Here is a 20466-nt window from a genome sequence, read left to right as displayed (position 1 = left end):
GCGGCAGGGATACCAGTGCACGTATGGAGCGAGTTCAGAGGGATCCCCGCTCCGCCACCCACTCGCACGGTTGGCCCGTGATTTCGGCGATTCGGTCGAAGTCGGTGTCGTAGTGCAGAACCGTGGCCCCGTCGAGTTCGGCTGCCGCGGCGATGATCAGGTCCGGCAACTTGAAATTGCGATGATGGCTGTGCTTGGCGAGTTCACGGTGCACTTCCAGCGCGCGATCCATCGACTCGGTCGTAACGTCGACCCAGCGCATGGAATGCAGGGCACCCCAGAGGGTTTCGTATCCGGCGGGGTCTGGTGCATTGTTGAGGTACTCGAGAGCAGTCATCTGGCAGGCGGCGAGCCGACCATTCGTCAGCAGATCGGCGAACCGCTGCCGAACGACTTGATGACGTGCACGGAGTACGAAAACAGACGTGTCGGCGAGATAGACCGGGGGCGCCATCAGGCGACGTTGTCGCGTCGGACATCCTCAGCCAGCCGTGCTAGATCCCGCCCACCGGTCCGCCACCCCTGGGCGGAGTCCGCAACGTCCACCTCGACGCTGTCGAACGCGTCGACAATCGCCTCGGCCTGCTTCCGGACAGCGAAAGCGCGCAATGCCTCGTTGATGGTCGCGACCTTGGTCGGCGTCCCAAGCACTTCCTGGGCAGCCTCGAGCCACTCTTCGTTGACATCAACACTCATACGCGCCATGCATCAACGCTACACCATAACTCGGCGTCCGAACACACCAGGAACCGGCAGATCGGACACCAAACATGTGGGATTTGGGGCACCAGCGCCGCCTCGCGCAGATTCAGTGAGTGCCGAGCCAGGCGGTGATGCGTTGGGTGATGGCTTCGGGGGTCAGGCCCAGGTCCTCGAGGATTTGGGGGCGGGAGGCGTGGTCGAGGAATTGTTGGGGGACGCCGAGGTCTCGGGTGGGGATGTCGAGGCCCGCGGCGCGGAGGTGGGCGGAGAGGGTGGAGCCGATGCCGCCGTGTAGGCCGCCGTCTTCGAGGGTCACGACCAGGCGGTAGTTCTCGGCGAGTTTCACGAGGGTGTCCGAGATGGGGAGGACCCAGCGCGGGTCGACCACGGTGACCGAGATGCCGTGGGGGGCGAGGTTTTCGGCGACGCGCATGGCGGTGTCGGCGAAGGGGCCCACGGCGACGAGCAGGACGTCGCCGTGCTGGGACTGGGCCGAGCCGGGGACGGCCAGGCGCAGGATGTCGAGACCGTCGAGTCGTTCGACGGCGGTGATGTCTTCGGCGACAGTGCCTTTCGGGAAACGCAGCACCGTGGGGCCGTCGGTGACGGCGAGCGCCTCGGTGAGTTCCTCACGCAGGGTGGCGCCGTCGCGAGGGGCCGCCACGCGGATGCCGGGGATGATGCCGAGCAGCGAGAAGTCCCACATGCCGTTGTGGCTGGCACCGTCGGGGCCGGTGATGCCCGCCCGGTCCAGCACGACGGTGACGGGCTGCTTCAGCAGCGCCACATCCATCAGCAACTGGTCGAAGGCACGGTTGAGGAAGGTGGCGTAGATGGCGACCACGGGGTGCATGCCGCCGAGCGCGAGACCCGCGGCGGAGGTCATGGCGTGCTGCTCGGCGATGCCGACGTCGAACATGCGCTCGGGGAAGCGCTCACCGAAAGCGGCCAGACCGGTGGGACCGGGCATGGCGGCGGTGATGGCGACGATGTCGTCGCGGCGCGCGGCGTGCTCGATGAGCTCCTCGGAGAACACCGCCGTCCAGCCCTTGGCCTTCTTGCCCGCCAGGGGGCGGCCGGTGAGCGGGTCGATCGGGTCGCAGGCGTGCATCTGGTCGGCGACATGGTTCTCGGCGTGCTCGTAGCCGTTGCCCTTGCGGGTGACCACGTGCACCACGACCGGGCCGCCGAAGTCCTTGGCGCGGCGCATGGCCGCCTCGAGCGCCACCAGGTCGTGGCCGTCGACGGGGCCGACGTACTTCATGCCGAGATCGCCGAACAGTTCCTGCGGGCTCACCGCGTCCTTGATCCCGGCCTTGAGCGCGTGCACCATCGAGTACGCCGAATCACCCACGGCCGGAATGCTTTTCAGCAGACGTTTCCCGGTGTCGAGGGCGTGTTCGTAGGCGGGCTGGGTGCGCAGGGCGGTGAGCCGGTCGGCGAGGCCACCGATGGTCGGGGCGTAGGAGCGGCCGTTGTCGTTGACCACGACCACCACCGGGCGGTCGGCACCGGCGATGTTGTTGAGCGCCTCCCAGCACATGCCGCCGGTGAGCGCGCCGTCACCGACGACGGCCACCACGGTGCGGCTCTGGTCGGTGAGCGAGAACGCCTTGGCCAGGCCGTCGGCGTAGGACAGGGCGGCCGAGGCGTGCGAGGACTCCACCCAGTCGTGCTCGCTCTCGGACCGACTGGGGTAGCCGGACAGGCCGTCGCGCATGCGCAGGGTGTCGAAGCGGTCCTTGCGGCCGGTGAGGATCTTGTGCACGTAGGCCTGGTGGCCGGTGTCGAAGATCAACGGGTCGGCCGGGGAGTCGAAGATCCGGTGCAGGGCGATGGTCAGCTCGACCACACCGAGGTTGGGGCCGAGATGACCACCGGTGGCGGCGACCTTCGCCACGAGGAACTCGCGGATCTCGTCCGCCAGTTCCCGCAGCTGCGGCACGCTCAGCCGGCGCAGATCTTCGGGTGAATCCACCCGCGACAGCACTCCCACCTGAACTCGCTCCCTCCGGACTTCCGATTGATCCGCCCAGTGTATTTGGCCGGGCGACGGGCGAAAGCCCCCGTCCGGTGTCGTGCACTGCCGACGGTAGTCCCGACCACCCGCCGACCAGCGGGCGCACCCCCGCCCGACCGGCTCGACCTGTGAGCACAGTCTCTCCGCGCGTCGACCACGGAACCCCTGTCAATGCCCCCTACAGTGACGCTGTGGCCGAACCGAGCAGGATCGATCCCGGGGTGGTCGCGGGCATTCTCGACGAGGTGTACGCGGCCTGCCGAGACGACACCTCCGGCGCGCCCGCCGACTACATCCCCGAACTCGCCGCCGTCGCCCCTGACTCGTTCGGGCTGTGCCTGGCCACCGCCGACGGGCTGGTCCACCGGGTCGGCGACACCGATGCCGGGTTCACCATCCAGTCGATCTCCAAACCGTTCACCTACGCCCTCGCCCTGGCCGACCGCGGACTCGACGAAGTCGCCCGCCACATCGATGTGGAACCCTCGGGCGAACCGTTCAACGAGATCGCGCTCGAACCCGACACCCAGCGCCCGAGCAACCCGATGATCAACTCCGGGGCGATCACCGCCGCCTCGCTGATCAAGGGGCCCGACGAATTCGAGCGTGTGCGGAACTGCTACTCGCGCTTCGCCGGACGGGAGCTGCGGGTGAACGATGCCGTGTACCAGTCGGAAGCGCGTACCGGATACCGCAATCGGGCGATCGGCTACATGCTGCGTTCGGTCGGGATCATCGACGTCGACCCCGACGCCGTCGTCGACCGCTACTTCCGCCAATGCTCGATCGAGGTGACGTGTGCCGACCTGGCGGTGATGGCCGCGACACTGGCCGACAACGGCATGAACCCGACCACCCACGAGCGGGCGTTGTCGACGGCACTGACCGAACGGGTGCTCAGTGTGATGACCACCTGCGGCATGTACAACGCGGCGGGCGACTGGGTGACCACGGTGGGGCTGCCCGCCAAGAGCGGAGTGGGTGGCGGGATCATCGCCGTGCTGCCCGGCCAACTCGGCATCGCGGTGTACTCGCCGCGCCTGGACGCCCACGGCAACAGTGTGCGCGGGGTGGCCGCCTGCCGGGAGCTGTCGCGGCGGCTCGAACTGCACTTCTGTCACGTGACCCGCTCCGCGCGCACCGCCATCCGCGCCGAGCACTCGGTGTCGGAGCTGCCCTCGCGGATGCGCCGCTCCCCCGACGATGCCGCCGTGCTCGCCGCGCACGGTGACCGCGCCCGCGTCTACGAACTGCACGGCGACCTGCTGTTCTCCGGTGCCGAACGCGCGATCCGCGCGATCGAGGCGGCCGCGGCGGAGCTCGACGCGCTGGCCATCGATGTGCGCCGGGTCGGCGAGGTGAGCGTGGTGGCACGCGAGATGCTCGACTCGCTGCAGGCCGAACTCGCACCCGCCGGTGTGCGGGTGGCTCTGGTCGATCCCGACGCCAAGCTCGGGCACGACGTGTCGAGCCTGCGGGCCGACGATCCGCGCGGACGGGTGTTCATCGATCGCGACACGGCCACCGAATGGTGCGAGGACGTCGTGCTCGCGCGGCACCGCCCGCCGGGAACCGGCGAGACCACCTCGATCGCCCTCGACGAGCACCCGCTGCTTGCCGCACTCGACCCCGAGGATCGCGCCCGGCTCGCCGCCGATTTCGGCGCGCGAACCTTCGCCCGAGGCGAGACGATCGCCGAACGTGGCGACCAGCGGTCGGGGCTGTATCTGATCCTGGACGGGCGGGTGCGGCTCACCTTTCCCGGCACCGACGGGCGGATACACCGGTTGGTGACGCTGTCGGCGGGGATGTCGTTCGGCGAGGTTCCCATGCTGGTGGGCAAGCCGTTCGTCAACGCGGTGATCGCCGAGACACCGGTGCGGGTGGCGGTGCTGAGCCCGGCGGTGTTCGATTCGCTCACCGAGGTGCGTCCGAAGCTCAAACTCGCCCTGCTGCAACGGCTCGCGGCCGGTGCGTACGCCCAGATGGAAGCCACGGTGCGCACCATCTCCGGCACGCAGTGACCGGGCGCGGAACCCGAGGGCGCCGCGAGACGTTGGGCAGCACAACAGTCCCCGACCGACAGGAGCACCGGTGAGCGAACGATCCACGCGGCCGAGCACCACCACCTTCGGACGCGGCACGGTGCGCGCGGTCCCCGACCTGATCCGCGTCACCCTGACGGTGGAGTCACGCGCCGCCACGGTGGCGGGCGCCTACGACCGGGCGGGACAACGGGTGAACGCGGTGGTCGCGGCGTTGCGCACGGCCGGGGTGCGCGACAGCGACATGGCGACCAGCGGGCTCAGTGTGCGCACCGAGACCGTCTACACCGACAACGGCCGCAACGAGATCGTCGGCTACCTCGCCTCAACGGGTCTCAGCATCGCGCTGCGCGAGGGCAGCGGTGCCGAACCCGCCGAGACCGTGGCCGCCGCGGTGAACGCGGGCGGCGACGACGTCCGGCTGGGCGGACTCACCCGGGGCATCGCCGACCCCGCGCCGCTGCTGGTCCAGGCCCGCGACGCCGCCTACGACGACGCGCTCGCCAAGGCCGAGCAGTACGCGGCGCGCGCGGGGGTGCGTCTGGGCGCGGTGCTGCAGATCACCGAGGACACCTCACCCACACCCCGCGCCTACGACGTGAGCGCCGAGATGGATTCACCGATCATGTTCGCGCGCAGCAGTTCACCGGTGCCTGTTGTCCCCGGCGAGACCGAGGTCGGCGCAAGTGTCCGGGTGACGTGGGCGCTGGAATAGCAGCGTCCACGCGTCCAGCGGGCAGCATGGGATCGACCGTCGGAGTTCGCCTCACATGAACTGCTGCGGCCGGTTCAGCGGCGTCGATCAGGTCCAAGTGCATGTCGACCAGACCCGCACATCGAGCCCTGTAGATGTCGAGCAGCCGCCGAGCCCGGCATCGCGCCTTCCCCTACGAACCGACGGGAACTGGCGCACGGCAGCTCAGGAGGCGTTGATCCGATGCGGTCGCCGGGCGTCAGCGGTCGAGTAAGGCGACGCATTCCACGTGGTGAGTGGCCGGGAAGGCGTCGAACGCACGCAACTCGGCCAGGTGGTAGCCCGCGTCGAGGTACAACCCCAGGTCGCGCGCGAATGAGGCAGGATCGCAACCGATGTGGACGATACGGCGGGGGTCGGCGTCGGCGACGGCGGCCACGACCTCCTTGCCCGCGCCCGCGCGGGGCGGGTCGAGGACGACCACGTCGGGGGTGGAGGTGGCCTCGCGAGCCCAGCGTTCGACCCGGCCCGCCCGCAACCGCACCCACGGCAGGTCCCGCAACGCGGCCGTACCGTCGGCGACCGCGGAGCGGGCCGATTCCACCGCCGACACCGCGCCCGTCTGCCCGGTCTGCTCCCCCAGCCGCGCCGCGAAGACACCGACACCGCTGTAGAGATCCCAGCCCGAACCGCCAGGTTCCAGCCCCGACCATTCGGCGACCAGATCCGAATAGCATTGCGCCGCACCGTGATGCGCCTGCCAGAACCCGGTGGCCGACAGTTCCCAGCGGCGGCCCGCCACGTATTCGACGGCCCGGCCGCTGCCCGCCAGCACCCATTCCTCGCGCGGCGCGTTGGTCGCGGACTTACGGGCGGCGGCCCGGTCACGGACCGCGCCACGGTCGTCGGCGACGGGGCGGCCGGATTCTCGGTGCCGGGCGGGACGTTGCCCACGTCCTCGGGACCCGCCGCGCGGGGTGGCGGGGCGGGTACCCGGGCGGTCCGCCTCGGCGGCCGGAGCCAGCTCGACGAGGTGGCGGACGCCGTCACCGTCCACGGCGATCACCAGGTCGGCGCCGGGGGTCCACGATCGCTGCGCCACCCCGTCGAGTGCGCCCGATACCGGCTGCGGACAGCGCAGGTCCGGGATCACCTCGGTGCTGCGGTAACGGTGCACACCCGCGCGACCGGCCGCGTCGACCACCAGGCGCACCCGGGTGCGCCAGCCGCCGACGACCTCCTCGCCGATCGGTTCGACCTCGATCTCGCGCTCGATCCCGGCCAGCCTGCGCAGTTGCTCGGCCACCACGGTCGCCTTGAGGGCGCGCTGGGCGGCGGGGGTCGCGAAGGAGAAATCGCAGCACCCAGCCCCACCCGGACCCGACACGGGACAGGTCGCGGGGACACGATCGGCGGAGGCCTCGATGATCTCGACCGCGTCGGCCCGACAGAACGAACCACCACGGTCCTCGGTGACGCGGGCGCGCACCAACTCACCGGGTAGACCGTGGCGCACGAACACCACTCGGCCCTCGTGGCGGCCCACGCAGAACCCGCCGTGCCCGGGCGCACCGAGGCGCACCTCGAATTCCTGTCCGCGCCAGTCACTCACAGCCACACACCCACTTCCGTTGTCGGCCGGGGCACGCTCACTCGCGCCGCTCCGGCCGGTCGAACCCGCGACGCACCGAGCCCGGCGCGTTCACCTCCGCCACCTGTTTGGCCCGCGTCGAGGACGACAACTGCCAGGGCACACTCGTCACCATCACACCCGGTTCGAACAGCAACCGGCCCTTCAACCGCAACGCCGACTGGTTGTGCAGCACCTGCTCCCACCAGTGACCGACCACGTACTCGGGGATGAACACGGTGACCACGTCGCGCGGCGCGTCCTTGCGGACCCGCTTCACGTACTCGAGCACCGGCTTGGTGACCTCGCGATAGGGCGACTCGACCACCTTGAGCGGCACGTTGATCTCGCTGTTCTCCCATTCGCGCACGAGCTTGCGGGTGTCGGCGTCGTCGACGTTCACCGTCACCGCCTCGAGGGTGTCGGGGCGCGTGGCCCGCGCGTAGGCCAGTGCCCGGCGCGTGGGCAGATGCAGTTTCGACACCAGCACGATGGAGTGGGTGCGGCTGGGCAGCACCCCGTCCCAATCGGATTCGTCGAGTTCGCGGGCCACCGAGTCGTAGTGCTTGTGGATCAGCTTCATCACGATGAAGATCGCGACCATCGTGATGATGGCGATGTAGGCGCCCGCGAAGAACTTGGTGATGAGCACGATCACCAACACGGTGCCGGTGAGGGTGAGGCCGATGGCGTTGATGACGCGCGAGCGCTTCATCCGCGACCGCTCCTGCGGGTCGGTCTCCTTGCGCAACAACCGGGTCCAGTGCCGCAACATGCCGGTCTGGCTGAGCACGAAGGACACGAACACACCGACGATGTAGAGCTGGATCAGCTTGGTGACCTCGGCGTCGAACAGCACCACGAACGCGATGGCGGCGCCGGAGAGGAACAGGATGCCGTTGGAGAACGCCAGCCGGTCGCCCCGGGTGTGCAGCTGACGCGGCAGGTAGCGGTCCTGGGCGAGGATCGAACCGAGCACCGGGAACCCGTTGAACGCGGTGTTGGCGGCCAGCACCAGGATCAGGGCGGTGACGATGGTGATGAAGAAGAAGCCGATGGGGAAGCCGTGGAAGACGGTTTCGGCGATCTGGGCGATCAGCGTCTTCTGGTGGTAATCGGCGGGCGCGCCGATCAGGTTCGCGGTGTCGTGGGCGTAGACGACCCCGATCTTCTGCGCCAGGATGATGATGCCCATCAGCAGCACGACGGCGATGGTTCCCAGCATCAGCAGGGTGGTCGCGGCATTGCGCGACTTGGGCTTACGGAAAGCGGGCACGCCGTTGCTGATCGCCTCGACACCGGTCAGCGCCGCACAGCCGGAGGAGAACGCGCGCGCGATCAGGAAGGCGAAGGCCAGGCCGTAGAGGTGTTCGTCCTCGGCCTGGAGCCCGAAACCGGCGGAGACGGCCTGGATGTCGTCACCGAGCACGTAGGTCCGGAACAGGCCCCAACCGAGCATCACGAACATGCCGAAGATGAAGGCGTAGGTGGGAATCGCGAAAGCCGTGCCCGACTCGCGGACACCACGCAGGTTGATGGCCGTGAGCACCGCGATGGCGACGACCGCGAACAGCACCTTGTGCGTGTTGACGAACGGAATGGCCGAGCCGATGTTCGAGGCGGCCGACGAGATCGACACCGCCACCGTGAGCACATAGTCGACGAGCAGGGCGCTACCGACCGTGAGCCCGGCGGTCGGGCCGAGATTCACCGTGGCGACCTCGTAGTCGCCGCCGCCGGACGGGTAGGCGCGCACGTTCTGCCGGTAACTGGCGACGACCACCGCCATCACCACCGCCACGGCGAGACCGACCCACGGTGCGTACATGTACGCGGAGATGCCCGCCGCCGCCAGCACCAGGAAGATCTCCTCCGGCGCGTAGGCCACCGAGGACATCGCGTCGGAGGCGAACACCGGGAGCGCGATCCGTTTGGGCAACAAGGTATGGCCGAGCGAGTCACTGCGGAATGGCCTGCCCAGCAGCACGCGTTTGGCCGCCGTCGTCAACTTGGACACCGGGCTGAGCATAGACGGGATGATCGATGTGTTCGCGCTCACGTGACGTGGCAACCGACCGGGGGTGTCGAGGTTGTTTGCGCCGCCTCGCCAGGGGGAAACTGGGCGGGGGAAGCTCCGGCGGGTACGGTCCAAGCCGGACGCCACGGGTTCGGCAAGGAACGAGGGTGCACGGTGTACGTAGTGATCATGGGGTGTGGGCGCGTCGGGTCGTCGCTGGCCCGCGCCTTGACCCGGGTGGGTCACGAGGTCACGGTGATCGACCGTGATCCCAGCGCCTTCCGCCGACTCGGTGAGGGCTTCACCGGGCAGGAAGTGATCGGCGTCGGCTTCGACCGTGATGTGTTGACCCGCGCGGGCATCGAACGCGCCGACGCCTTCGCGGCGGTGTCCTCGGGCGACAACTCCAACATCATCTCCGCGCGGGTGGCCAGGGAGATGTTCGGCGTGGAACGCGTGGTCGCCCGGATCTACGACGCCAAACGCGCCGAGGTGTACGAGCGGCTCGGCATCCCGACCATCGCCACCGTGCCGTGGACCACCGACCGATTCCTGCGCACCCTGATCGGCGACAACTCCACGACCACCTGGCGCGAACCGACCGGCGCGGTGGCCGTCACCCAGCTCACGCTGCACGAGGACTGGTTCGGGCGCACCGTGCGCGACCTCGAACGCGACCTCGGCGTGCGAGTGGCGTTCCTGCTGCGCTTCGGCCGGGGTCTGCTGCCCGAGTCCAAGACGGTGGTGCAGGCCGACGACGTGGTGTACGTCGCGGCCACCTCCGGCAGTGTCGGTGAGGTGGTCGCGCTGGCGGCCAAGGCTCCCCTGAGCGAGGACTGAACATGAAGGTTGCCATTGCCGGGGCGGGCGCCGTGGGGCGCTCGATCGCGAGGGAACTGCTGCGCGGCGGGCATCGGGTGATGCTGCTGGAACGTCAGCTCGACCACATCGACCCGCCCGCGATCCCCGACGCGGTCTGGGTGCACGCCGACGCCTGCGAGCTGTCGCTGCTCGAGAACGCGGGACTGGAAACCTACGAGGTGGTGATCGCGGCCACCGGCGACGACAAGGCCAACCTGGTCCACAGTCTGCTGGCCAAGACCGAGTTCGGGGTGCGCCGGGTGGTTGCCCGGGTGAACGATCCGCGCAACGAATGGCTCTTCGACGAGTCCTGGGGTGTGGACGTGGCGGTGTCGACACCTCGGCTGCTCGCCTCGCTGGTGGAGGAGGCGGTGTCGGTGGGTGATCTGGTGCGGCTGATGACCCTGCGTCAGGGCCAGGCCAATCTCGTCGAGATCACCCTGCCCGCCGACACCCAGCTGGCCGGTAAACCAGTGCGCAGCCTGGTGCTACCGCGCGACACCGCGCTGGTGACGATCCTGCGCGGCGGCCGGGTGATCGTGCCCCAGGCCGACGACCCGTTCGAAGGCGACGACGAACTGCTGTTCGTCACCTCGGTGGAAGCCGAGGAGGACCTGCGGCTCACCCTGGCCGGACACGGCATCCGGCCCTGACCTGAGACTCAGGCGGCGGCGAGCTGCGCGCGCAACTTGTTGAGCGCGCGGTGCTGCATCACCCGGACCACGCCGGGGCTGGTGCCGATGGCCTCGGCGGTCTGCGCGGCGCTCCAGCCGAGCACGATCCGCATCATCAGCACCTCCCGGTGATTCGGGGCGAGCACCTGCATCAGTTCGCGGGTGCTGGCACGGCGTTCGAAGGCCAGCGCCCACTCCTCCGGGCCCGCTTCGGCACTGGCCGTGTCGGGCATCTCGGCCATCGGATACGCGGTGTGCTTGCCGCGGCGGAAGGCGTCGGACACCTTGTTGGCGGCGATGCCGTACACGAAGGCCAGGAAGGATTTGCCCTGGTCGCGGTAGCGCGGAATGGCGGCGACGGTGGCGATCAGGACTTCCTGGGTGACATCGTCGGCGGTGACCGTGAGGTGGCCGGTGGCGCCCATCCGCGCCGAGCAGTAACGGCGGACCAGCGGGTGGACCAGACGCAGGATCTCGGCGATCGCGTCGCGGTCGCCGCGCGCGGCGGGACCGATCAGGGCGTCGAGCTCGGCGGCGATGCGCTTGCTCTCCGACTGCGCCGGGCCGGCCTTGGAAGTCGCGCTTGCACGGTGCTCGGTTGCCATCATGGTCGCCGGTCCTCTCACGATCACTGCGTAATTCGGTATGCATTGATCGTGCGACGAACAGGCGGCGGCAACCAGGCACCCCAGGGTGGGTAGTTCCCCACCTCCGGCGGTACCCCTACCCACCCTCAGGCGGAAGCGGAATCCCTTCGGGCAGCGGACTTGTCGGCGGGCAGGTGACCCGCGCGACGTACCGCCCACACCGTGACCACCAGGGCCACCGCCGTCAACGGCCAGCCCATCGCGATGCGCGCGACGGCGAGCCAGGTGGTGTGGTCGGTGTCGTAGAGCTGGGACTGCACCAGGTAGCGGGCACCGAACACGACGACCCACACGACGGTGGCCAGGTCGTAGAGCTTGCGCACCCGGGGATCGGTGCGCCAGGCGGTGCCGTGGCCGTTGAGCGCGCCCCAGATCACCCCGACCAGCGGCCAGCGGAACAGGATCGACAGCGCGAACACACCCGCGTAGACGAGGCTGGTGTAGATCCCGAACAGGAAGAAGCCCTTGGCCTCACCCACTCGGTGGGCGATGAACGCGCATACGCCGACGCCGAGGAAACCCGAGATGGCGGGCTGCACGGGGCTGCGCTGGACGAGCCGCCAGATCAGCACGCCCGCGGCCACGCCGAGGGCGGCCCAGATGGCGGCGGTGAGCCCGGCGAAGGTGTTCACCGGGACGAACACGAGCACCGGCAGGGTGGAATAGATCAGGCCGCTGATGCCGCCGAGTTGCTCGAGCAGGGTCTGCTCGGCCTCGGCGGTCTCCTCGTCGACCTCGGGGTCGACCGGGTCGCCGGTGACCACCGGGAGGGCAACGGTGGCTTCAGGGTCCGCGATGGAGCGGTACTCGTCGCTGGAGGGCATACGTCAGCTGTTCCCGCGCAATTCGTAGTAGGGGTTGAAGATCACTTTGCGGCCGTCGCGATCGCCGACCCGGCCGCGCACGAGGATGCGCCTGCCCGGTTCGATGCCCGGGATGCGCCTGCGTCCGATCCAGACCAAGGTGATGGCGTCGGTGCCGTCGAAGAACTCGGCCTGCACGGTGGCACCGGCGGCTTTCGGACAGGCCTCGACACTGCGCAGCCTGCCGACGATGGTGGCTTCCTCGCCGCGACAACAGTCTTTGGCGCGTCGGGCGCCCGAGGCGTCGGCGGTCTCGGCCAGTTCCTCGGCGTCGAGCTGATCGATATCGGCCGTCAGGCGGCGTCCGAGTCGACGAAAATATCCCGAGTCCGGGCCCGATCCCGATCTGTGTGAGCCCGTGGATGACGACATGGCACGCTTCTCCCGCTAGTTGGCCTTCAACGCCACTGTAGATGGGCAAACGCCGGGCCGCTACGCTCGGTCCGTGTTGCGCACCCCACCCCAGGTCACCGTGGTCGCCCTGCCCGGAACCGGCTCCGACGCCGATTTCGCAGCCCGTGCGTTCGGACCCGCCTCGGCCGCGCACGGCCTGGAATTTCGGGCCGTCGAACCCGACCCGAAAGCCGTGATCGCGAGCTGTACCGCGGCTTTGCACACCGCCGCCGCACGCGGACCGGTCGTGGCCGCCGGAATCTCGCTTGGTGCCGCGATCGCCCTGGAGTGGGCCATCGGACACCCCGCAGCGGTTGTCGGTGTCATCACAGCATTACCCGCCTGGACGGGCCGGGAAACCACCTCGTGTCCCGCCGCGCTCAGCGCCTCGGCAACCGCCGGGCAACTTCGCGCCGACGGTCTGGAGGCCGTGATCGCCCGCATGCGCGCGTCGAGCCCGCGCTGGCTGGCCGACGCCCTCACCCAGTCCTGGCGCGGCCAGTGGCCGGACCTGCCGCAGGCGCTGGACGAGGCCGCCGCCTACTCCTGGCCGACCGTCGAGGAACTGGCCGCCTGCCCCGTGCCGGTCGCGGTGATCGGCGCCGACGACGACCCCGTGCACCCGATCGCCGTCGCCGAACAGTGGGCAGCCACCCTACCGGCGGCCACCCTGGGGCGAGTGACACTGGACGCACTCGGAGCAGACCCGGCCATCCTGGGACACGCCGGGTTGTCACAACTGCACGCACTCACGACCAGCACCACCGCGACCCGGTGAGCACACCCGCACAACCGATTCCGGCGATCATGGGCAACTCACCGGGCACCGGCCATCGCCCCTGGCACCTCAGCCTTGCCGCCGACGCGATTCCGCCCGCACCTGAATCCGAGCCGAGCACGCGGGGAGGCGGAACGGCCTAGTTCAGGCCCAGCTGCTGCATAGCCGAGCCGTCGGCACCACGACGTGGTTCGTCGGGGAGTTTCGGGGGCAGGGCCGACGGTGGTGGAGTCTGCGCGGCGGCCGCCTGCGCGGCCAAGGCCTGCTGCTGGGCGAGCACCTGCTGCTGGTGGGCCGCGGCGAGCTGTTCGGCCAGCTCCTGGGGCAGCACCACGGGCAGCGGGTCGCGCACCGGCAGCGGCTCGCTGCCACGCCGCACCACCGCGTCGGCCAGCACGGCCCTGGCGGCGGTGATGAGCGGGCTGCGGTCGTCGACCGCGCCCGAGGGGCCCGCCGCGACCAGCCGGATCATCCAGCGCGGCCCGTCGACGCCGATGAAGCGCAGGTCGGCGCCCTCGGTGACCGCCTTCACCTCACGCCCCCACGGCCCCTTCTCGATGGCCACGCTCGCGCCGTCGCCGCGCAGCGACTCGGCCAGGTCGGCCGCGACGAGCCGCCACTGCCCCGCCGACTTCGGCGCGGCGTACGCGGCGACGGTCAGCCTGCCGTGCTGGGTGGCCAGGTGCACCGCCTGCGGGGTGCCGTCGGGGCTCATCTCCACCTGCAACTGCCCGCCGTCGGGCACCGGGATGACGACCGAACCCAGATCGAGGCGCCGCGCGATCATGTCGTCGGTCACTTCGGTGATGTCGTACGGCCCCGCGGCGGCGTCGGGGGCGTGGTCGAAGTTGCCGTAGATGCGCTCGTCGGTCGGGGCGTCGTCGAAATCGAGGTGCGCGAAGTCGGGGCGGTGGAACTCGTCGGTGTCGTAGTCGTCGGAGTCGGCGAAATCGTCGTAGTCGCTCGCGGCGTAGTCGTCGCCGTAGTCGGCGGCCTCGTCGTAGACGTCGTCCTCGCGCGGTGCGCGCTTCTTCTTGCCGAACAGACCCATTACGCCTCCTTGCCGGTCAGGCTCGCGTGCCCGCCGCTCGACCCGTAGCCACCGGCGCCACGGGCGGTGTCGTCCAGGTCGTCGACCTCGGTGAACTCGACCAGCTCCACCCGCTGCACCAGCAGCTGGGCGATGCGGTCACCCCGGCGCAGTTCGACGGCGGTGCGCGGGTCGTGATTGATCAGGCACACCTTGATCTCGCCCCGGTAGCCCGCGTCGATCGTGCCCGGCGTGTTCACCACCGACAGGCCCGCCTTCGCGGCGAGACCGGAGCGGGGGTGGATCAGGCCGACGGTGCCGACCGGCAGTGCGAGCGCGATCCCGGTGCCGACCAGCACCCGCTCACCCGGTTCGATGATCACATCCTCGGTGGTACAGAGGTCGACGCCCGCGTCACCCGGATGGGCACGCTTCGGCACAGGGATGCCGGGATCGAGCCGCCGCAGCGGAATCGGTGCAAGTGCGTTCACATCGGTCGAGACTACGCGCTCGGAGCCGGACCAGTGCGGCGCGACCCTGCCGTGATCGCCTAGTCTTGAACCGTGCCCGACCAGTCCCATTCCCCGACCACCGACGCCGTCGACACCGACACTCGCGCCGTCGCCTCGCCCTACCGTGAGCGCCTGTGGGTGCCCCTGTGGTGGTGGCCGGTCGGCTTCGCGATCGCGGGGCTGCTCGCCGCCGAGATCCACATGGGCGCGCCCGGCGTACGGGCCTGGCTGCCCTACCTGCTGCTCGCCCCGGTGCCGGTCTGGATTCTGTTGTGGATGAGCCGTCACCGGCTCGAAGTGGCCGTCACGCCCGACGGAACCGCCGAACTGCGCGTCGACCGCGCCCACCTACCGGTGAGCTTCGTCGCGCGGGCCGCGGCCGTCGCGCCGACGGCCAAGAGCGCGGCGCTCGGTCGTCAGCTCGACCCCGCCGCCTATGTGCAGCACCGACCCTGGATCGGGCCGATGGCGTTGCTGGTGCTCGACGACCCGGACGACCCGACGCCGTACTGGTTGATCAGCACGCGCAGACCCGACCGGGTCCTGGCCGCGCTCGGTCTCCCGAGCGCGGGCTGACCCGTCCGCTTGCCGTGGACCGCCTCAGAGGGCGCAGTCCATGCAAATCATCTCGCCACCCTTCTCGCTGGCCAGCCTGCTGCGGTGGTGCACGAGGAAACAGCTCGAGCAGGTGAACTCGTCGGCCTGCTTCGGGACCACCCGAACGCTGAGCACCTCGTCGGACAGGTCCGCGCCGGGAAGCTCGAACGATTCCGCCGTATCGGTCTCGTCGATGTCCACGACGGCGGACTGCGCCTCGTTGCGGCGGGCCTTCAGCTCCTCGAGCGAATCCTCCGACACTTCGTCGGATTCGGTGCGCCGCGGTGCGTCATAGTCGGTTGCCATGTCGTCTTCCCCTCAGTCCTTACTCCGTAAATACCGGATCAGTTCGATTGCCACGTCCCCGCAGGGAGACGGTGCGTTCGACCGCCCCGCCGGTGGTGCACCTCACACGTACACCGGACGACTATCGGGTGGACCATTGCTCGATCTACTCCGACAGCGTTCGGTTAACGCAGGACATGCCCTTGTTGTTCCCGCGACCGATCACCGTTTCACGGGTGATTATTCGATCTGGGCGGGCAGACAATAGCGGACCCACCGACAAATGTCGCAATCAAAACCCCGCCGTGGGCCAAACCGACGACGAATCTTCACCTGCCGGGAAACTCGCCGAGACCTCCCGCACTCGCGCATCGGCGGCGGACTCGTAGAGTGAGCGCGTGGTTTCACTGATCACCGAAGGCAGCGCGACCGATCGCGACGGCAAACCCTTTCCGCGACGGCGCCCCGAGCTGTGGCTCGCGATGGTCCTCGTGCTGGCTCTGGTCAGCTTGTTCGTGTGGGTGGCGGCGTTCCGCACCCGCGAGGACAACAACGAGCCGATGGCGTGCAACGCGCCGAGCACACCGACCGCGACCAACGCGCCGACACCCGCCCCGCTGGGCAACCGGGTCGGGCCCTCGCGCCTCGACGAGGTGGATCCGGCGGCGCTGTCGGAATCCAAGGTGCGCGTCTTCAACGCCAACGGCAAGAGCGGCCAGGCGGGCAACATCGCCTCCGCGCTCGGCGACCTCGGCTTCGCGAGCGCGCCGGGGACACAGGTCGGTAACGATCCGGTCTACGTCAGCGGCGACCTCAACTGCACCGGCCAGATCCGCTACGGCGTGAACGGCCGACCCGCCGCCGCCTCGGTACAACTGGTCGCGCCCTGCGCCGAACTGATCGAGGACCCACGCACCGACGACTCGGTCGACCTGGTGCTCGGCCTGGCCTTCGGCGAGTCGCTGCGTCCCAGCGCCGACGCCGAGGCGGTCCTGCGCGCACTGAAGAACCTGGCCCCCGGCGCCAGCTCGTCCTCCATCGACCCGGATCTGCTCGACGCCGCCCGCACCGTGAAGTGCTGAGATATTTGCGGCTGGCGCCGCGGGTTTCTCGGCCCGGGGGCCTCGATCTTCCCTCCCTACGGGCACTCCTTCGTCGCACCCTTCGGTCAGTCCAGATCGAGGCGGCCGAGAAACCAGCACCGCCGAGTCCCGGGACATGGGGCGGCTGATGCCCGCGGGCTCAGTCGGGTAGGGATGTTGTCGCGCCGGTCTCGGTGAGCAGGGTGGCGAAGTCCTCCGCCACGCCCGGGGCGGCGACGAAGGTCAGTTCGCCCGCGGCACCGGCGACGGTGACCGGCGGGACGTGCACCACCGCGCCCGCCTCGGCGGCGATGAGGGCGCCCGCCGCCCAGTCCCAGGCGTTGAGGCCGTGCTCGTAGTAGGCGTCGAGGTGGCCCGCCGCGACGTGGCACAGGTCCATGGCGGCGGCGCCGAGGCGGCGGATGTCGCGGACTCGCGGCAGGATCTCGGTGAGCAGCTTCGCCTGGTCGGCGCGCCGCTGGGTGCCGTAGGCGAAACCGGTGGCGACCAGTGCCACCGACAGCGAATCCTCTTGGGCGCAGGACAGTTTCGTGCGGGTGCCGTCGGCGGTGACGGCGAACGCGCCGCCGCCGCGCACGGCGCTGTAGGTGGTTGCCGACGCCACGTCGGCCACCGCACCCGCCACGGGAGCACCGTCGATCACCGCGGCCACCGAGACCGCGTACCCGGGCAGGCCGTAGAGGAAGTTGACGGTGCCGTCGATCGGGTCAACCACCCAGGTGACGGCGCCGGGCGCGGTGGCACCGACATCGCCGCCGCCCTCCTCCCCCAGGATCGCGTCGCCGGGGCGTCGTCGGGCGAGCAGGTCGCGGATCAGCTGTTCGGATTCGGTGTCGACGACGGTGACCGGGTCGGTGACGTGTCCTTTGGTCGCCACGGCACCGTCGACCGGTCCCCCGGCGGCGAACACCTGGGGTCTGCGGGCACGCACATGCGCGGCAGCGGTTTCGGCGAGCTCGACGGCGAGCTCGCGCAGTCGTTCGTCGGCGTCGGTCGCGCCGGGGGCAACGGAAGTGTGTGGGTCCACCACCCCATCGGATCACATGCCGCGTCGACTCGCGCGAGCGGTGACTACCGCTACTCTTTGTCAGGCACATCGACCGCGTCAGGCAAGGGGTTCATCCATGTCCGCTCGGGGGCACGCATTCGGCATCGATATCGGGGGAAGTGGCGTGAAGGGGGCCGTGGTCGATCTCGACACCGGTCTGCTCACCCACGAGCGGCTCAAGATCGCCACGCCAAGACCCGCCACGCCCGAGGCGGTGGCGGCGGCGGTGGCCGAACTCGTCGCGCTGGCGGGCTGGCAGGGCCCGGTTGGCATCACGCTGCCGTGCGTGGTGCTCGACGGGCACGCCCGCACGGCCGCCAACATCGACCCGGCCTGGATCGGCACCGACGCGCGTGCCCTGTTCTCGGCCGCGCTCGGCGGGCGCACGGTGACGGTGCTCAACGACGCCGACGCGGCGGGACTCGCCGAGGACAGCTACGGCACCGCCCGCGACCTGGACGGTCTCACCCTGCTGCTCACCTTCGGCACCGGCATCGGTTCGGCGCTGCTCTACAACGGCACCCTGGTCCCCAACTCCGAACTCGGCCACCTCGACATCGGCGGGGTGGAGGCCGAGCGCATGGCCGCCGCCTCGATCAAGGACCGCGACGGCCTCACCTACCCGGAGTGGGCACAACGGGTGAGCACGGCCCTGATCCACATCGAGAATCTCTTCTGGCCGAAGGTGATCGTGGCGGGCGGCGGCATCAGCCGCGATCACGAGCAGTGGATTCCGTTGCTCACCAACCGAACTCCGGTGATTCCGGCCGTGTTGAAGAACACCGCGGGTATCGTCGGCGCGGCGATGGCCATCGCCGGAGGCATCGCGCCGTAGCGCACGACGGCGACGCCGCAACGCCTGGAGGGCATCGTGGCAGTGAGTACCCTGGTTGGATCGTTACAATGGAACACGTCCGGCGGTGAGCCGGTGAAACCTTCCGGCCACAGCCGGTCGCGAGCAAGCCGGTGATCGACCCGGTGAGCACCCGACCGACGCACCGCCGGTGCAACCCGACCGACCGCTCCGCCGGAAACCACTCTGGCGTGACGCCGCACGAGACCGTCACGAAAGGGCGTACGTGGTAGCCACGAATACCCGTCAGACCGCCGACTCGGCCGACGCCGATGCCGACGACGCCGTAACCCCCGCCAAGAAGGCCCCGGCGAAGAAGGCCGCTGCCAAGAAGGCCCCGGCGAAGAAGGCCGCTGCCAAGAAGGCCCCGGCGAAGAAGGCTGCCGCCAAGAAGGCCCCGGCGAAGAAGACCGCGGCCAAGAAGGCGACGGCGGCCGAGGGCGGCGAGGAGCAACTCGACGACGAGTCGATCGAACTCGACGATCTCGGTGATCTCGAGGTCGCCGAGGACGAGCTCACCGACGGTGATGTCATCGTCGAGGAGGTCGCCGACGACACCGCCGATGCCGCCGACACCGCCGAGCCGAGCGAGAAGGACAAGGCCTCCGGCGATTTCGTCTGGGACGAGGAGGAATCCGAGGCGCTGCGGCAAGCGCGCAAGGATGCCGAACTCACCGCCTCGGCCGACTCGGTGCGCGCCTACCTCAAGCAGATCGGCAAGGTCGCGCTGCTCAACGCCGAGGAGGAGGTCGAACTCGCCAAGCGGATCGAGGCCGGTCTGTTCGCGGCCGAGAAGATGCGCGAGTTCGCCGAGGCGGGCGAGAAACTGTCGGTGACCACGCGCCGTGACTTCAACTGGATCGTGCGCGACGGCAACCGGGCCAAGAACCACCTGCTCGAGGCCAACCTGCGTCTGGTGGTGTCGCTGGCCAAGCGCTACACCGGTCGTGGCATGGCGTTCCTGGACCTGATCCAGGAGGGCAACCTCGGTCTGATCCGCGCGGTCGAGAAGTTCGACTACACCAAGGGTTACAAGTTCTCGACCTACGCCACGTGGTGGATCCGTCAGGCCATCACCCGCGCGATGGCCGACCAGGCCCGCACCATCCGTATCCCGGTGCACATGGTCGAGGTCATCAACAAGCTCGGGCGCATCCAGCGCGAGCTGCTCCAGGACCTGGGCCGTGAGCCCACCCCGGAGGAGCTGGCCAAGGAAATGGACATCACGCCGGAGAAGGTCCTCGAGATCCAGCAGTACGCGCGGGAGCCCATCTCGCTGGACCAGACCATCGGCGACGAGGGCGACAGCCAGCTCGGTGACTTCATCGAGGACTCCGAAGCGGTCGTCGCGGTCGACGCGGTGAGCTTCACCCTGCTGCAGGATCAGCTGCAGTCGGTGCTCGAGACGCTGTCCGAGCGTGAGGCGGGCGTGGTGCGGTTGCGCTTCGGCCTCACCGACGGTCAGCCGCGCACCCTCGACGAGATCGGTCAGGTCTACGGCGTCACGCGTGAGCGTATCCGCCAGATCGAGTCCAAGACGATGAGCAAGCTGCGCCACCCGAGTCGTTCGCAGGTGCTGCGCGACTACCTCGACTAGGCGTTCGCGAGACGAGGCCCGGACACCCCGACAAGGGAGTCCGGGCCTTTCTTGTCCTCCGCGCTGAATTCCGAACGGTCTGTTTACCACAAAATACTCGCGGTAATCGTTTCGTGA

21 protein-coding genes are annotated in these 20466 nt (G+C 69.4%); 9 read left to right on the top strand and 12 right to left on the bottom strand.

What is annotated here, in order from left to right; genetic code table 11:
• Positions 1 to 34: 34 nt before the first annotated feature.
• From NC7_RS08175 to dxs, 3 genes are all read right to left on the bottom strand, one after another.
• Positions 35 to 454, bottom strand: coding sequence for a PIN domain nuclease (locus NC7_RS08175; RefSeq protein WP_201449870.1), 420 nt, complete (start codon positions 452 to 454; stop codon positions 35 to 37).
• Positions 454 to 705 carry a type II toxin-antitoxin system VapB family antitoxin gene (locus tag NC7_RS08170; protein ID WP_067980920.1) on the bottom strand — a complete coding sequence of 84 codons (252 nt, stop codon included), beginning with the start codon at positions 703 to 705 and terminating at the stop codon, positions 454 to 456. The genes NC7_RS08175 and NC7_RS08170 overlap by 1 nt, the downstream gene beginning before the upstream one ends.
• Positions 706 to 808: 103 nt before the next feature.
• Positions 809 to 2698, bottom strand: a complete 1890-nt coding sequence (gene dxs, locus NC7_RS08165) for a 1-deoxy-D-xylulose-5-phosphate synthase (protein ID WP_067980918.1) — start codon at positions 2696 to 2698, stop codon at positions 809 to 811.
• A 215-nt stretch (positions 2699 to 2913) separates the two neighbouring features.
• Between dxs and glsA the strand changes: the two genes are divergently transcribed.
• Both glsA and NC7_RS08155 read left to right on the top strand, forming a co-directional pair.
• Positions 2914 to 4746, top strand: coding sequence for a glutaminase A (gene glsA, locus NC7_RS08160; protein WP_084458154.1), 1833 nt, complete (start codon positions 2914 to 2916; stop codon positions 4744 to 4746).
• A 70-nt stretch (positions 4747 to 4816) separates the two neighbouring features.
• On the top strand, positions 4817 to 5482 hold the full coding sequence (locus NC7_RS08155; RefSeq protein WP_067980914.1) for an SIMPL domain-containing protein: 666 nt from the start codon (positions 4817 to 4819) through the stop codon (positions 5480 to 5482).
• Positions 5483 to 5720: 238 nt separating this feature from the next.
• Here the strand turns inward: NC7_RS08155 and NC7_RS08150 are convergent, their stop codons facing one another.
• Both NC7_RS08150 and NC7_RS08145 read right to left on the bottom strand, forming a co-directional pair.
• Positions 5721 to 7073 (bottom strand): class I SAM-dependent RNA methyltransferase, encoded by a 1353-nt coding sequence (locus NC7_RS08150; protein ID WP_067980913.1) that lies wholly within the window; start codon positions 7071 to 7073, stop codon positions 5721 to 5723.
• 37 nt (positions 7074 to 7110) lie between these two features.
• Positions 7111 to 9108 (bottom strand): APC family permease, encoded by a 1998-nt coding sequence (locus NC7_RS08145; protein ID WP_067981276.1) that lies wholly within the window; start codon positions 9106 to 9108, stop codon positions 7111 to 7113.
• Positions 9109 to 9282: 174 nt separating this feature from the next.
• Between NC7_RS08145 and NC7_RS08140 the strand changes: the two genes are divergently transcribed.
• Positions 9283 to 9948, top strand: coding sequence for a potassium channel family protein (locus tag NC7_RS08140; RefSeq protein WP_067980911.1), 666 nt, complete (start codon positions 9283 to 9285; stop codon positions 9946 to 9948).
• 2 nt (positions 9949 to 9950) lie between these two features.
• Positions 9951 to 10622: a potassium channel family protein gene (locus tag NC7_RS08135; RefSeq protein WP_067980909.1), complete on the top strand. Its 672-nt coding sequence runs from the start codon at positions 9951 to 9953 to the stop codon at positions 10620 to 10622.
• A gap of 8 nt (positions 10623 to 10630) precedes the next feature.
• On the opposite strand, the gene NC7_RS08130 is transcribed toward NC7_RS08135, so the two are convergent.
• The 3 genes from NC7_RS08130 to NC7_RS08120 all read right to left on the bottom strand — a co-directional run bounded on the left by NC7_RS08130 (position 10631) and on the right by NC7_RS08120 (position 12525).
• Positions 10631 to 11248, bottom strand: a complete 618-nt coding sequence (locus tag NC7_RS08130) for a sigma-70 family RNA polymerase sigma factor (protein ID WP_084458272.1) — start codon at positions 11246 to 11248, stop codon at positions 10631 to 10633.
• Positions 11249 to 11376: 128 nt separating this feature from the next.
• Positions 11377 to 12114 (bottom strand): DUF3159 domain-containing protein, encoded by a 738-nt coding sequence (locus NC7_RS08125; protein ID WP_067980907.1) that lies wholly within the window; start codon positions 12112 to 12114, stop codon positions 11377 to 11379.
• A 3-nt stretch (positions 12115 to 12117) separates the two neighbouring features.
• Positions 12118 to 12525: an OB-fold nucleic acid binding domain-containing protein gene (locus tag NC7_RS08120; protein WP_067980905.1), complete on the bottom strand. Its 408-nt coding sequence runs from the start codon at positions 12523 to 12525 to the stop codon at positions 12118 to 12120.
• A 73-nt stretch (positions 12526 to 12598) separates the two neighbouring features.
• Between NC7_RS08120 and NC7_RS08115 the strand changes: the two genes are divergently transcribed.
• Positions 12599 to 13324, top strand: a complete 726-nt coding sequence (locus tag NC7_RS08115) for an alpha/beta fold hydrolase (RefSeq protein ID WP_067980904.1) — start codon at positions 12599 to 12601, stop codon at positions 13322 to 13324.
• Between the two features lie 139 nt (positions 13325 to 13463).
• Here the strand turns inward: NC7_RS08115 and NC7_RS08110 are convergent, their stop codons facing one another.
• Together NC7_RS08110 and dut are read right to left on the bottom strand one after the other, a co-directional pair.
• Positions 13464 to 14369 (bottom strand): DUF3710 domain-containing protein, encoded by a 906-nt coding sequence (locus NC7_RS08110; protein ID WP_373861237.1) that lies wholly within the window; start codon positions 14367 to 14369, stop codon positions 13464 to 13466.
• Positions 14370 to 14374: 5 nt separating this feature from the next.
• Positions 14375 to 14845 (bottom strand): dUTP diphosphatase, encoded by a 471-nt coding sequence (dut, locus tag NC7_RS08105; RefSeq protein WP_067980898.1) that lies wholly within the window; start codon positions 14843 to 14845, stop codon positions 14375 to 14377.
• A gap of 72 nt (positions 14846 to 14917) precedes the next feature.
• Here dut and NC7_RS08100 point away from each other — a divergent pair, with 72 nt between their 5' ends.
• Positions 14918 to 15442, top strand: coding sequence for a DUF3093 domain-containing protein (locus tag NC7_RS08100; protein WP_067980896.1), 525 nt, complete (start codon positions 14918 to 14920; stop codon positions 15440 to 15442).
• Positions 15443 to 15466: 24 nt separating this feature from the next.
• On the opposite strand, the gene NC7_RS08095 is transcribed toward NC7_RS08100, so the two are convergent.
• Positions 15467 to 15769, bottom strand: coding sequence for a DUF4193 domain-containing protein (locus NC7_RS08095; protein WP_067492847.1), 303 nt, complete (start codon positions 15767 to 15769; stop codon positions 15467 to 15469).
• A 377-nt stretch (positions 15770 to 16146) separates the two neighbouring features.
• Between NC7_RS08095 and cei the strand changes: the two genes are divergently transcribed.
• Positions 16147 to 16830: an envelope integrity protein Cei gene (gene cei, locus NC7_RS08090; protein ID WP_067980894.1), complete on the top strand. Its 684-nt coding sequence runs from the start codon at positions 16147 to 16149 to the stop codon at positions 16828 to 16830.
• A 160-nt stretch (positions 16831 to 16990) separates the two neighbouring features.
• Here cei and NC7_RS08085 read toward each other — a convergent pair whose 3' ends face one another.
• Positions 16991 to 17878 (bottom strand): inositol monophosphatase family protein, encoded by an 888-nt coding sequence (locus tag NC7_RS08085; protein WP_084458152.1) that lies wholly within the window; start codon positions 17876 to 17878, stop codon positions 16991 to 16993.
• Positions 17879 to 17975: 97 nt separating this feature from the next.
• Between NC7_RS08085 and ppgK the strand changes: the two genes are divergently transcribed.
• Both ppgK and NC7_RS08075 read left to right on the top strand, forming a co-directional pair.
• Complete coding sequence (gene ppgK, locus NC7_RS08080; protein ID WP_067980890.1) at positions 17976 to 18734, top strand: polyphosphate--glucose phosphotransferase; 759 nt, start codon at positions 17976 to 17978, stop codon at positions 18732 to 18734.
• 244 nt (positions 18735 to 18978) lie between these two features.
• A complete protein-coding gene (locus tag NC7_RS08075) occupies positions 18979 to 20349 on the top strand; it encodes an RNA polymerase sigma factor (protein WP_067981274.1) in 1371 nt (456 codons plus the stop codon).
• The last annotated feature ends 117 nt before the right edge of the window (positions 20350 to 20466 follow it).

This window comes from Nocardia caishijiensis NBRC 108228, from assembly GCF_001612825.1.
GTDB classification, from domain to species: Bacteria; Actinomycetota; Actinomycetes; order Mycobacteriales; family Mycobacteriaceae; genus Nocardia; species Nocardia caishijiensis.
This window is presented reverse-complemented; position numbering and strand designations above follow the sequence as displayed.